Source organism: Thermogemmatispora carboxidivorans (assembly GCF_000702505.1).
In the GTDB taxonomy this organism is placed as follows: domain Bacteria; phylum Chloroflexota; class Ktedonobacteria; order Ktedonobacterales; family Ktedonobacteraceae; genus Thermogemmatispora; species Thermogemmatispora carboxidivorans.
This window is the reverse complement of record NZ_JNIM01000001.1, coordinates 1,188,203-1,200,421: the sequence shown is the minus strand read 5'-3', so window position 1 is coordinate 1,200,421 and position 12,219 is coordinate 1,188,203. Positions and strand designations below refer to the sequence as shown.

Sequence of the window (12,219 nt, the reverse complement as noted above, 5' to 3'; positions counted from 1 at the left end):
AGCTGGCAGACAGGCCAGACCCATAGGAGCGGGGAAGAGGTTCGACCCAGTTCGGAACCAAGGGGAGCAGTCGCTACGGCTGCTCCCCCGGCCACAGGGGTTGCCCTCAATCGCTCGGCACAGGATGTACGTGCTGTTCTAGAGAAGATCTCGCTTTCGCGCATTGCATTTACGGCAGAGTAACTGCAAATTGTCGACGCTTGTAGCTCCGCCCTTGCTGAGCGGAATGATGTGATCAAACTCGAGATATTCAGTTGCACCACATTCGACGCAGCGGCCCCCATCTCTCTGCCAAACAGCGATCCGTACCTCTTGGGGAATGTGACGGCTGCTGGCTTCATCGACGAGCACCAGTTGACGCTTGGCCATCCGTACCAGGGTGTCGATGATGGCACAGGCTACCTCAGGATCAGGCAAGAGGTAAAAGCCGCTGCCAGCTTTCTTGCTGAGTTCGAGCTGAAGACCTTGCTGCGGTGGCTGGCCCATCCTGGCGAGCTGAATGCGCATCACAGAGCTCCAGGGAATGGTCGTTCCCCCCGTCGGAGACAGAAAACGAAGTTTTTTGTTGGAAGCAAGTAGCTGCCCCGCCACCGGCCTGGGGGTAGTCGGACTGAGACGATAATAGGTGACTGGCACAAGCAGGTGACAGATCTCGTCGGACTCCAGACGTAACCCTTGCCTTTCCAGTTCGTGGTGAGCCACTGACGGGAGACGCCCCCGATAGATGTTAAGAATGAGAAGACGTCGATGTAGCCGGTGGGCCTGCTCAGGAGGGATACGAAAGAGCACTATGAGCCGACGCACAAGCGCCTCCGTCTCATCGGTGAGGGGTGCACTGGCGGTAGCACGACTTAGGACCCGTTCAATCACGCCGACAGCCTCATAACGAATGACCGCGAGCAGCCGCTCTTCCTCTACTCCTGCCGCCAGAGCATCCGCTCGCAACTGCGACCACCGCTCCATGCTGAAAACGCCTTCGCTAAAGGTCGCCACGAAGATTCGACGGTAGTTTTCCGCAATCTTTTGTAATTGCCAATCACAAGCTCGACAAAGCATAAGGTCTCTCTTAAAGAGGAGAAAAGCAGTGACCCCTTGCATGGTCCTTCCACAGCGCTTGCACGTGACCATCAGCCTGCTCCTTCCCATCGGAGGATGCTTGCGGAAATATGCTTTATTATACAACCGTGGTTCCAGTCTTTTCACTTGAAAAACAGTGGCTGCCAGGCCGGTCAACACGGGGCGGAGAAGAGCAAGTAGCGATCGCATCGAGAGATCCAGCCCAGGAGCTGAGTGAAAGGAGACGTGGAGCCTCGTCAACGGATGGGTCTGTAGCGAAAGCCGTAGTCACGCTGCAGGGCACCGGCAGATCTAACCAGCACCCACCTGGTATTGGCAGCGTTGCAGGGAGCAGCCAGCGTGACTGTTCCCTGCAACGCACAGCAGGCGCGATGAGCGCCTTTGCTTCGTCAGGAATCACGCACCAGGCTCATCGCTTTTCTCCTCCCCTAGTATAGAGCAGCCCACCAAGAGCGCCCCTCTCCTGTCTTTCTGCGCACGCTCTCTCTGCCGGCAAACCAACTTTCTCGCCTGGACCTTGACAGCCGGCCTCTTGCTATGGCACACTTTCATTACTAAATTAATCAACAATATCAACATTAGAGGCTGGCTCTCAGCAGCAGCCACGGACCCGGCAGGAAGGCCCTTGTGACGTGCGTAGGAGCCGTCTACTACCAGCATCTAGAGCGCCTGGGGCCGCTCCAGGAGCCAACACTTGGTCAAGTACAAGAAGGAGGAAAAGACGATGGCTACAGAGGAAAACCTGCCCTTGCCAAACAACAAAGCCGATCAGCTGGCAGAAGGAGTACCTGCCAGCGAGATCAACCAGGAGGCACTTACACAGGCTAGCGGCAGCGTCGCTGTCCGCCCGTGGTACCGTCTGCTCAATGAAGACTGGTGGGCCCTCATTCTGGGGCTGGCCCTGGTTGTCCTGATCATCACCCGTATCCTGCACTCCATCCCGTAACGGGTAAGACGGACAGTGATTCATCCGGTTGATCGGTTTTTCGCTTACCCTGCTGAGCTGGACCAGCGGCCCAGCAAAGGAAAGGAAAGGAGGAGCGAGACGTGAGCACAAGCACATCAGTTATTTCCGCATCAGGCGAGCGCAGGCCAGCAGCCTTCTGGCTTACCCTGTTTGGCTCCCTGCTGATCGTCTTCGCATTGAGCGTGGCCGTGTGGTGGCTAACCAAGGTTCTGCCCACCTTTTTCAGTGGGAATGTCCGGCGCACCCTCAGCAGCATTGAATTTCCCGTCTATGCCATTGCGCTAGGCCTTCTGGCCAATGGCATTCTGACACTCTTGGGCTGGCGTGAGCGGCTGGCTGCTGCCTTTCGCACCGAGCTATTTCTTAAAACCGGCGTCATTCTCCTGGGGGCTGGTCTGAACCTCTTTGACTTGCTCAAAATTGGCATCGGGGGCATCATTCAGGCCGTCCTGCTGATCAGCTCGGTCTTCTTGACAGCCTGGTTCCTTGGAGGGGCCTTCAAGTTAGAGCGTCATCTGCGCGCCCTGATCGCCGCCTCCGTTTCGATCTGCGGCGTCAGCGCGGCCATCGCTGCCGCGGCGGCGGTGCAGGCCAAGCGCGAGCAGTTGGGCTATGTTGCCAGCCTGGTGATTGTCTTCTCGCTGCCACTCATCTTTCTGCAGCCACTCATCGCCCACTGGCTGCACCTTAGTCAGGCAGTAGCCGGGGCCTGGATCGGAGGGAACATCGATACCACCGCTGCCGTCACGGCCAGCGGTGCCATTGCCGGGCAGGCGGCCCTGCAGTATGCCACCGTTGTCAAGCTCTCGCAGAATGCACTCATCGGCCTGATTGCTTTCCTGCTTACCCTCTACTGGATTACGCGCGTCGAACGGGACAGCGGGCGCGAGCGACCGCGCTGGAGCGAGATTTTCACGCGCTTCCCCAAGTTCGTCATCGGCTTCATTCTCGCCTCACTAGTCATGACAGTCCTGATCAACCTGCACCTACTACAGTCCAGTCAGGCGATTATTAACGATCTTAACGCGCTGCGCACCTGGTTCTTTACACTGGCCTTCGTGAGCATCGGTCTGGGCTTCCGGCTAGAGGGCTTCAGAGAGGCTGGACTACGCCCAGTACTGGTCTACGGTCTGGCCACCCTCTTTAATACGCTCTTTGCCTTGTTACTCGCCTCTCTCATCTTCGGCGTCTTCGCCTTCCATAGCTAGAGAGCCACATCTCAGTTCACGCAGCCAGACCAGAATCGAAAAGAAGAGAGCGGGATGAGCTTCTCTACAAGTAGGGCTTCATCCCGCCCTCTTCCTCTCTGGCGTCAATGCCCCCTGGTTCAAGCCAGGGGCTTGCCCGCAGCCCTGTCAGCCTGGGCTGGTCGACAGCAGTCCACTGCCCCGCAGGACAGGACAGCACTGTGGCATGGGTTAACCTACCCTCCTGTAGAGTGAGACGAAGCCGCTGCTAACCGACCAGTCAGCGCCTTTGGCTTCACGAGGAGCATGATACTCTGAGAGAGGCTAAAATGCTCCCTCAGCGGAGGGCAAGCAGGAAGCTAGCCTCCTCCTCGGGAGGAATCCAGGGAGACGAGAGTGGTACGTCTTTAGGGAGGTGCCGGTGGTGAGACTCGAACTCACAACCCTTGCGGGACCTGTTTTTGAGACAGGCGCGTATACCGTTCCGCCACACCGGCTCTGGAGCTAGCAGCGACACCAGAGGTAGCTGCCCAGACTCAGGAAAGCTGCCAGCCCGTCAGCGAGGATATCGCTTCGGCGGTCTGACAGCTTTCAGTATACAGAAGTCTGCCGCTGGCGTCAAGCCCCGCGTGAGCCAGTAGAAAACCGTGCGTTCCAGGCTCCTCTTATGCTCACGAGGCAAAACCAAATGGTCCGACAGTGCGATACTTCTCGTAGCGCATCTGCACCAGTCGATCGACAGGAATCTGCCTCAGCTCCTGTAAATGGTGAATGAGGGCCGTCTTAAGATTCTCCGCCGCCAGCCGATGGTTATGGTGAGCGCCGCCCAGGGGCTCAGGTACCAGATCATCGATCAGCCCCAAAGCATATAGCTCGCGCGCGCTGATGCGCATGGCCTCTGCCGCCTGGGGAGCATAGACCTTATCGCGCCAGATAATCGAGGCGGCGGCCTCGGGAGCGGCAACTGTATAAATACTATATTCTAACATCAGCAGACGGTCAGCCACACTGATGGCCAGAGCGCCGCCGCTTCCTCCCTCACCAATTACCGCCGCAATGATGGGTACGCGCAGGCGAGCCATCGCATAGAGGCTGGCCGCAATAGCGCTGCCCTGACCCCGCTCCTCATCCTCCAGGCCAGGGAAGGCCCCCTGAGTATCGACTAGGCAGATGACCGGATAGCCGAATTTCTCGGCCTGCTCCATAAGGCGAATAGCCTTATGGTAGCCCTCCGGGTGAGGCATGCCGTTGTTATGATACATCTTCTCGCGCATGCCGCGCCCCTTCTCGTGGCCGATGATCATCACTGTTTCCCCGTTGAAGAGGGCCGGGCCGCCGATGATGGCGTGATCATCGCCCACGCGGCGATCGCCATGCAGCTCGAAGAACTCCTCACACATCAGATGGATGAAATCGGCAGTGTAGGGACGATCCTTGTGACGCGCCACCTGAACCGTCTGCCAGGCCGTTAGACTGCGATAGATCTCCTCTGTGCGACGGCGCAGCTCGCGCTCGTACTCCTGCAACTGGCCATGCTCCTCCGGGCGGAGGCGCTCCCCCTTACGCTGCAGGGAGGCAATGCGCTTCTCTAGCTCCGCCAGGGGCTTCTCAAACTCAAGATCGTAGACCATCCTGACCTCCTCCAACCTCGGCCCGCGACTGCGAGGACTGTCGGGACAACAGGGTCGCCGCCTCGACCTGGGACTGCGGCGCAGCGGAAGCCGGCTGCTGCGCCCGAGTAGCCCCTGGGACCTTATAGAGGCGCAGCAGGCGGGCCAGCGTGGCGCGCAACTCGCGCCGATGGACCACAGCATCGATCATCCCATGCTGGAGTACAAACTCGGAATTGACTGTTCCCTCGGGCAACTTCACATGCATAAATTGCTCGATGACGCGCGGCCCGGCAAAGGCAATCAAGGCCCCCGGCTCGGCCAGAATCACATCGCCGAGCATGGCAAAGCTGGCGGTGACGCCCCCCGTGGTCGGGTCAGTAATCAAGCTGAAATAGGGAATGTGAGCCTCGCCCAGACGCGCCAGAGCCGCCGCTGTCTTGGCCATCTGCAGCAAGGAATAGAACCCCTCCTGCATGCGAGCACCACCCGAGGTGGAAACAACCAGCACCGGCCAGCGGCGCTCCAGACCCAGCTCGATAGCGCGCGTCACCTTTTCGCCCACCACCGAGCCCATACTCCCGCCGATGAAGCGGAAATCCATCACCGCCAGCGAGAGCGGCAGCCCCTCAACCGTCCCGTAGCCGCGGATCGCCGCCTCATTGAGGTTAACCTTGGCCTGCTCTTCTTGCAGCTTCTCGGCATAGGACTGCGAGCGGCTCACGAAGTCTAGAGGATCGACCGACACCATCGCGGCATCCAGCTCCACGAAACTGCCGGGATCAAGCAGGAGGTTGACCCGCTCATGGGCCGTCAAACGGAAGTGATAGTTACAGCGGGAGCAGACCTTTAAATTCTTCTCCCAGTCTCGGCTATAGAGGATCTCCTTACATTTGGGGCATTTGACCATCAAATTATCGGGGGCAACCCCCGGCCCTGAGCGCTGCTCAGGCTGCGGCCCACCGGAAGAGCCCGCCGCTTCCTTCGCCATAACAGTACCCTCGTATGTTTGTGACGTTGCGATGCGTCGTTTATAGTGCCTTTCTCCGTAGCTGCAGCTTGATTTCCTTATTCATCCTGGGCCAGCAGTGCTTCTACAAAGCTCTCAGGATCAAACGGCGTTAAATCGGTGACCTTCTCACCGGTACCAAGGAACTTGATAGGCACACCCAGGTCATCGGCCACAGCAAAGGCAAAGCCACCTTTGGCTGTACTATCCATCTTGGTAATGATGACGCCTGTCGGACCAACATCTTCAGCGAACTTGCGCGCTTGCAATAGCGCATTTTGACCTGTGGTTGCATCGATCACAATCAGCAGCTCCTGGGGTCCCTCAGGCAGGAACTTCTGCACCACCTTTCCAATTTTCTTTAACTCCTCCATCAGGTTGAACTTCGTATGCAAGCGCCCGGCGGTATCAACCAGCAAGACATCATGACCGCGCGAGAGACCGGCCTGAATGGCGTCATAGACTACTGCCCCAGGGTCAGAACCGGGGTTTTGGCTGATCACCGGAACATCAATGCGTTCACCCCAGGCTTTCAGCTGCTCGATCGCTCCGGCGCGGAAGGTATCAGCAGCCGCCAGGATGACTCGATGGCCCTCCTGCTTGAGCCGGTAAGCGAGTTTGGCCACCGTGGTGGTCTTACCCGAGCCATTGACGCCGATGACAAGCATGACTGTCAGGGGTGTCTGAGTGGCAAAGCGCAATGGCGCCGCCTTGCCGAGCAGAGCCAGCAGCTCTTCGCGCAGAGCACGTCGCACCTGGGCGGTGCTGCGCAAGCGCTCCTGCTCAGCCCGCTCGCGCAGGCGCTCAAGCAGCCAGGCTGTCGTGCTAGCTCCGACGTCGGCCTCGATGAGGGACTCCTCAAGCTCGTCCCAGAAGCTGTCAGTCACCGGCTCATCCTGCCGGAAACTCTCCTGGACCCGCCCGAAGAGCTGGCGCGTACGACTCAAGCTGACCTTGAGGAAGCTCAGCCGCCGTTCGAGTGCCGGGTCCGTCCCCTTTCGCTCTGGCTCCCCAATGCCTTCTTCTCGCTTGGCAGCCTCTTCTTCCTCTTTTGATTTACGACCAAAAAATCTATTCAGCACCGTGATTCGACTCCTTCAGGCGATCAGACGCTTCAGCTCCATCGTTCGCAAACAGCGTACTGTGCTCTTCTTCTACCTGCTTTCTCGCCTGGTTAGCCTCTGGCCCACTTGCGCGATCGTTGTTCCAGCAACCAGGACGAGCACGGGAACCAGGCAGGCGCTTACTGTCGGCAGGCGGTCCAGCACTAGGCAGACGGCAGGAAGGGGCCAGATCAGCAGGCTGACAGGCATCGCTCGCCTCATGCCGGTCCCTGCCATCAGCTTTCATTGTAGACGATTCCCGGCTGAGAAGTAAAGGGAGGTCCAGCCCACAGGCACCAGCGGGCGGAACGGCAAGCAGATCAAAACGCAAGTGCAGAGAGCAACAGGTAGGGCAGGAGCGGCACAAGCGCGCGTCGTGCACCGTCTCCCTCCCTCGACGGTCTCCGTCAGGGTCGAAAGCTGAGGCTAGCTGGGGTAGGACGCAGCGGACGAAATGAGTGAATAGAGCGAACTTCTGACACTCCCCTGCTTAGAAAGCAGGGGGTTCTTCCTTCATCCAGCCCGCTTGCTCGCTTTGGCCTTGCCAGAGCGGGTAGAGGCGGTCTGTCCAGAAGCGTTGCGTCTCTGCTGAGAGAGACCCGTTCCCGATTGCCCACCGGTACGGTCTAATGCCTTTGCCAGCATGTTGATGGCGGCATTGTGGTCTCTATCGAGTACCAGCCCACAGCCAGGACAGATATGCGTCCTGACTGACAGAGACTTCTTGACGCGTGTGCCACATGCTGAGCAATCTTGACTCGTGAAAGCCGCTTTCACAGCTATGACAGGAACGCTCATTCATCCCCGCCTTGAAAGAGCGGGGCTTTCTGAGCCGTGACCTGTAAGTGAGGGCCTGCTCACCTGGGACGGAGCCGTGCGGCAGGTGAGAACGCCCTCGCTTTACAAGTGTGCGCTGAAAAGGCATCAGGCAGAGCAAGCGTGTCGTGCCAGCGCCTTTTCAGCAGCTAAACACACAAAGAGACCCGTTGCACGCGACAGAACCGGATCGGGGGCAGGGCAGCGGCGGGTATCCCTGTTGCCCACCACCGTGACCATCCAGGTACTGTGTCGATTGCTCTAGGAATGGGATCTTAGCGACTGGAGGCCGGTTCACGAGCGGCTGCCACGGTACTGATGGAGAGAGCCATCACTAATGGGTTCATTAATGATGATATCTCCATTCCTGATCTTGATGTTGTACAGGCAAGAGGGATTGGTACAAACCCAGGCCTTGTACTCGATAGAAGCTCCCTGGCTGCCGAAGTCCGAAAGCGGAACCAGATCACCTTCACTACATTTGCGACACCGAGGAAACGAGAATTCCACGAAATCGCCTCCTTCCTTCTCTCTGGAGGATTGTATTCGCCTGCCTAACCACGAGACCAGGCGAGGCTGGGCGAAGAAGTAAGCCGAGGGGGAGCCTCCGCCTCTGCATCCGCGTCCCCACAGCAGTCATACATAGTCCATGCCGCCGCTATCATACCACAGATTGTCTCTTGTGTGACACCCTCTTTCCCTATGAGGGGTCGGTTTTGCTGGGAACGGCCAATCCCAACCGCTCGCGCGTGTATCTCTTCGATACCACACGATTATAACATATCTATTCGTCACACACAATTGTTTCTGCCGAAATGGCAAGCAAGAAGCAAGCGTGGCTGAGGATCGTCAGCATCGTCTGAGGCCAGGATGGGAGCTAACATGAACGTACCTGAGCTTGCCCTCACCAGCATCCTCCTCCTGCGCTTCACCTCCTGCACCACTCCGCCGCCTGTTTGCTCACTCTACACATTAGCATACCAGGGAGGGGCAAGCCCCACTCCGGCCCAAGGTGCCAGGGAGCTGCAGCCCGCTGCGCTACTGCCTATCTGGCTGCCTGGGTGAGGAAAATTCCCCAGAGGTGGAAATCTCTTCACCCTCCAGTAGATCTCTGGAGAGTGTGCCGGCACCTTTCGGCTCGCCAGGCGCTCTGCGCTTTGATCTCTCCGCCCGGAGATAAGGCCAGACCTGCCTCTCGCCATCAGGCGCCTGGTCTTCTCACCTTTTTCCGCGACCTTCTCTTACCCTTTGGCATGGTTTTTGCGAATCCAGAGAAGTGTGGGAGCGCAAACCCTGTGCCGCCTCCGGTCATGCCGTCAGGGCGGTCCTTTCAATCCACTGGCATCGGTTGCATGAGCAGCGTGATCAACGCGACCTCATCTGCGCCATAAGGAGCTTGAGTAATGGGAGTGCGAGGAAACAAGGCAGAGACGCATCTTGGTCTGCTTGAGGTGGATGACATGTCTTTCGCGGCTCAGCACCCAAAGAAGAGAGCAGGGCACGCCAGGCGCACTGGCAAACGGAGCCACCAGGCCGCTGCTCCTTTCGATGAGCCCGGCCCTTCTGATCTCGACCTGGAAAGCGAAGAGGCCGTTCTCGCCGAGCTGGAACAAGAGGAGGAAGAGGACGAAGATGGCGAGGAGACATCAGAGCGCAGTGCTATCGATGACACGGTCAAGCTCTACTTGAAAGAAATCGGCTCCTATCCGCTGCTGACTGCAGAGCAGGAGTTAATGCTTGCCGAGCGCGTGGCCCAAGGCGACCTTCGCGCCCGCCAGCGCCTCATCGAGTCCAACCTCCGTCTGGTTGTCAGCATTGCCAAGCGCTACACGAACCAGGGGCTGCCCCTTCTCGACATGATTCAGGAAGGCAACATCGGCCTCATGCGAGCAGCCCAGAAATTCGACTATCGCCGCGGGTTCCGCTTCAGCACGTATGCCACCTGGTGGATTCGTCAGGCCATCAGCCGGGCGATCGCGGAGCATTCGCGCACGATTCACATTCCGGTGCACGTTGTAGAACTCATTTACCGCATTAAGCGCGTGGCCAGACGCATTTATCAGGAACAGGGCGTTGAGCCGCTGCCTGAAGAGTTAGCTGCCGAGGTTGGCCTCCCCAAGGAGCGCGTTGTCGAGCTTCTCAATATCTCGGAGCAGCCTGTCTCTCTCGATGCTCCGGTGGCCGATGATGAACAGTATCATCTGGCCGATACGCTGGAGGACCCCAGCATGATGGCCCCCGAGGACAGCGAAGCGCGCCAGCGACTCCATGACCACCTTCAGCAGGCGATGGAGATTCTCAATCCCCGCGAGCGCACTATTCTTGAGATGCGCTATGGCCTGCAGGATGGCTGTTCGCACTCGTTGGACGAGGTAAGCGCCTGCTTCAAACTGACACGCGAGCGCATTCGCCAGATCGAGGTGAAAGCGCTGCGCAAGCTGCGCTATCCCGAGCGCTACTACGGTCTGCGCGAATTTGCTTCGCTCTGAAAGGAGAGGGAGGAGGCCGGCAAGCCGTCCAGCGGCGGCAGGAAGAGGAGCCACCGCTGCACCGGCTGGCCCGGCCCATCTCTCCTGCTACCAGCCTGCAGGTGCCCACCAGGGCCAAGCTATGGCTGGACCCCCGCCGCCGCCTGATGCGCCTGCATCTGGAGGTAGGCGCGAATAAAGGGATCAAGGTCACCGGCCAGGTACCCCTGGGTATCGCTGGTCTCATACCCGGTACGGTGGTCCTTGACGATTGTATACGGATGCAGGGTGACCGTACGGATCTGGGTCCCAAAGTCCGCCTGGACATACTCGCCCTTGAGGCGCGCCACTTCCTCTTCGCGCTTGCGGCGTTCCAACTCGTAGAGGCGCGCCCGCAGGATGCGCATGGCCACCTCGCGGTTCTGAATCTGCGAGCGCTCATTTTGACAGGTGACCACGATCCCCGTCGGAATATGCCGGATGCGCACCGCCGAGTCGGTCTTGTTGACGTGCTGGCCGCCAGCACCGGTCGAACGATAGGTGTCGATATCAAGGTCTTCCGGGCGAATGGTCACCTCGATGGCATCCTCAATATCGGGGATGACCTCGATGCGGGCAAAAGAGGTATGGCGGCGATGGGCAGCATCGAAAGGCGAGAGGCGAATGAGGCGATGGGTTCCTATCTCGGAACGCAGGTGCCCATAGGCATAGCGCCCCGCGATCTCAACCGTGGCGCTCTTGATTCCTGCCTCCTCGCCCTCATTGTATTCGTAGATCTGAGTGCGGAAACGATGTCGCTCGGCCCAGCGCAGGTACATACGCAGCAGCATCTCAGCCCAATCCTGGGCATCGACGCCGCCGCTGCCGGCGTGGATGCTCAGAATGGCATCGCGCTCGTCGTGCTCACCGCTGAAGAGCAGGGCCAGCTCAAGCTGTTCTACCTCTTGCTCCGTGGCATTCAGCGAGCGCGTGATCTCAGCCTCCAGATCGGCCTCCGGCTCCTCTTCCAGCAATTGCGCTAACTCTTGCAGATCCAGAAGCTGCTTCTCCAGTCCTTCCCAGGTCTCAACTTCTTCGCGCAATGCTGTCAGACGCTGCATATGAGCCTGAGCCCGGCGATTGTCGGCCCAGAAATCGGGTTGAAGCGTCTCCGCCTCTAAAGCTGCAATGTGTTCTCGTTTGTGCGCCAGGTCAAAGGCGCACCATCGTTTCGTGGACTCGCCATTGTAGGCGTTCGATACGCGAGGTCAGCTCACTCATGGTTGTTATTGTAGCATGTTTGTGGCCCCGACGAAAGAGCTGTTCCGTTCAACGGACCGCCTAGAGCGGCTTTTTCGTCGGAGCTGAGGGACAGGTGCTTATTCCAGCAGTTTTGCCATGTAGTATTCATCGACATAGCGCCCGTCGACGAACAGGGCCTGACGGCGTAGGCCCTCGATCATAAAGCCCTGCCGTAGATAGAGGGCCAGCGCCCGCTGATTGTGGACCATGACGGTCAGTTCGAGGCGACGAAAGCCTCGTTGGCGAGCCCAGCGCTCCATTTCCTGGAAGAGGCGGCTGCCGATTCCCTGGCCTGTACAGGCCTGTAGTACGCCTATGACTAGCGTGGCTCTCCGACGTTCGCGTCGATAAGTTCCTCCTTCGATGGCCAGGTAGCCGACCAGTTCGCCTCTTTCCAGATCTTCCGCCACAAAAATCGTTGAGCGCCCACCGGCTAACAGGCTTCCAAGCGCTTGCCGCTGCTCGTCCGGAGTGAGGGTGCGCTCGTCAGGCTCCAGTAGCATAAAGTGCGTCTCCTGGTCGAGATGGCGGCAGAGCGCCAGGAACTTCTCTGCATCATCTAGCGTGATCTCTCGAATATGAATGGTAACGCTCATCTCGCTTGTCTCCTCTTGCTTACGGAGAAGACTCTCGGCCCCTGCGGCTCTTGGCCCTGCCTCGCTCCCGTTGTTGGCGATGGGATCGCTCACGCTCAGGCAGGC

The 12,219-nt window shown here is 58.8% G+C and carries 9 protein-coding genes, 1 tRNA gene and 1 pseudogene; 3 read left to right on the top strand and 8 right to left on the bottom strand.

Annotation, left to right across the window (positions count from 1 at the left end):
• Positions 1-138: 138 nt before the first annotated feature.
• Entirely contained in the window at positions 139-963 is an 825-nt protein-coding gene (locus tag N688_RS04795; protein WP_162179490.1) for an HNH endonuclease, read from the bottom strand.
• A gap of 838 nt (positions 964-1,801) precedes the next feature.
• Here N688_RS04795 and N688_RS04785 point away from each other — a divergent pair.
• Both N688_RS04785 and N688_RS04780 read left to right on the top strand, forming a co-directional pair.
• Positions 1,802-2,023 carry a hypothetical protein gene (locus N688_RS04785; protein ID WP_052888213.1) on the top strand — a complete coding sequence of 74 codons (222 nt, stop codon included), beginning with the start codon at positions 1,802-1,804 and terminating at the stop codon, positions 2,021-2,023.
• 101 nt (positions 2,024-2,124) lie between these two features.
• Positions 2,125-3,252, top strand: a complete 1,128-nt coding sequence (locus N688_RS04780; RefSeq protein WP_052888212.1) for a YeiH family protein — start codon at positions 2,125-2,127, stop codon at positions 3,250-3,252.
• Positions 3,253-3,647: 395 nt separating this feature from the next.
• On the opposite strand, the gene N688_RS04775 is transcribed toward N688_RS04780, so the two are convergent.
• The 5 genes and pseudogenes from N688_RS04775 to N688_RS23930 form a co-directional block, all read right to left on the bottom strand.
• A tRNA-Leu gene (locus N688_RS04775) sits at positions 3,648-3,728 on the bottom strand.
• A 174-nt stretch (positions 3,729-3,902) separates the two neighbouring features.
• The gene (locus tag N688_RS04770; protein ID WP_052888211.1) at positions 3,903-4,862 is read right to left on the bottom strand and encodes an acetyl-CoA carboxylase carboxyltransferase subunit alpha; all 960 of its coding nucleotides are present in this window, start codon (positions 4,860-4,862) and stop codon (positions 3,903-3,905) included.
• Entirely contained in the window at positions 4,846-5,832 is a 987-nt protein-coding gene (accD, locus tag N688_RS04765) for an acetyl-CoA carboxylase, carboxyltransferase subunit beta (protein ID WP_081838522.1), read from the bottom strand. Before accD ends, N688_RS04770 begins: the two co-directional genes overlap by 17 nt.
• A gap of 77 nt (positions 5,833-5,909) precedes the next feature.
• Positions 5,910-6,932, bottom strand: coding sequence for a signal recognition particle-docking protein FtsY (gene ftsY, locus N688_RS04760; RefSeq protein WP_081838521.1), 1,023 nt, complete (start codon positions 6,930-6,932; stop codon positions 5,910-5,912).
• Positions 6,933-7,466: 534 nt separating this feature from the next.
• Positions 7,467-7,748, bottom strand: a pseudogene (locus tag N688_RS23930) (zinc ribbon domain-containing protein); the annotation flags it as partial.
• Positions 7,749-9,172: 1,424 nt separating this feature from the next.
• On the opposite strand from N688_RS23930, the gene N688_RS04745 reads away from it, so the two are divergent.
• Positions 9,173-10,258: a sigma-70 family RNA polymerase sigma factor gene (locus tag N688_RS04745; RefSeq protein ID WP_052888208.1), complete on the top strand. Its 1,086-nt coding sequence runs from the start codon at positions 9,173-9,175 to the stop codon at positions 10,256-10,258.
• A gap of 119 nt (positions 10,259-10,377) precedes the next feature.
• On the opposite strand, the gene prfB is transcribed toward N688_RS04745, so the two are convergent.
• Together prfB and N688_RS04735 are read right to left on the bottom strand one after the other, a co-directional pair.
• Positions 10,378-11,497 (bottom strand): peptide chain release factor 2 gene (gene prfB, locus N688_RS04740; RefSeq protein ID WP_337588086.1). Its coding sequence is split into 2 segments (ribosomal slippage): positions 10,378-11,430 and positions 11,432-11,497, totalling 1,119 coding nucleotides; the frame shifts between segments, so codons are not numbered across the junction.
• A 98-nt stretch (positions 11,498-11,595) separates the two neighbouring features.
• Positions 11,596-12,207: a GNAT family N-acetyltransferase gene (locus N688_RS04735; RefSeq protein WP_272945028.1), complete on the bottom strand. Its 612-nt coding sequence runs from the start codon at positions 12,205-12,207 to the stop codon at positions 11,596-11,598.
• Positions 12,208-12,219: the final 12 nt, after the last annotated feature.

Bases quoted from the DNA above. Each gene is read 5' to 3' on its own strand.
- N688_RS04785 (WP_052888213.1), top strand. From the start codon at position 1,802: ATGGCTACAGAGGAAAACCTGCCCTTGCCAAACAACAAAGCCGATCAG.
- N688_RS04745 (WP_052888208.1), top strand. From the start codon at position 9,173: ATGGGAGTGCGAGGAAACAAGGCAGAGACGCATCTTGGTCTGCTTGAG.
- N688_RS04795 (WP_162179490.1), bottom strand. From the start codon at position 963: ATGGAGCGGTGGTCGCAGTTGCGAGCGGATGCTCTGGCGGCAGGAGTA.
- N688_RS04770 (WP_052888211.1), bottom strand. From the start codon at position 4,862: ATGGTCTACGATCTTGAGTTTGAGAAGCCCCTGGCGGAGCTAGAGAAG.
- accD (WP_081838522.1), bottom strand. From the start codon at position 5,832: ATGGCGAAGGAAGCGGCGGGCTCTTCCGGTGGGCCGCAGCCTGAGCAG.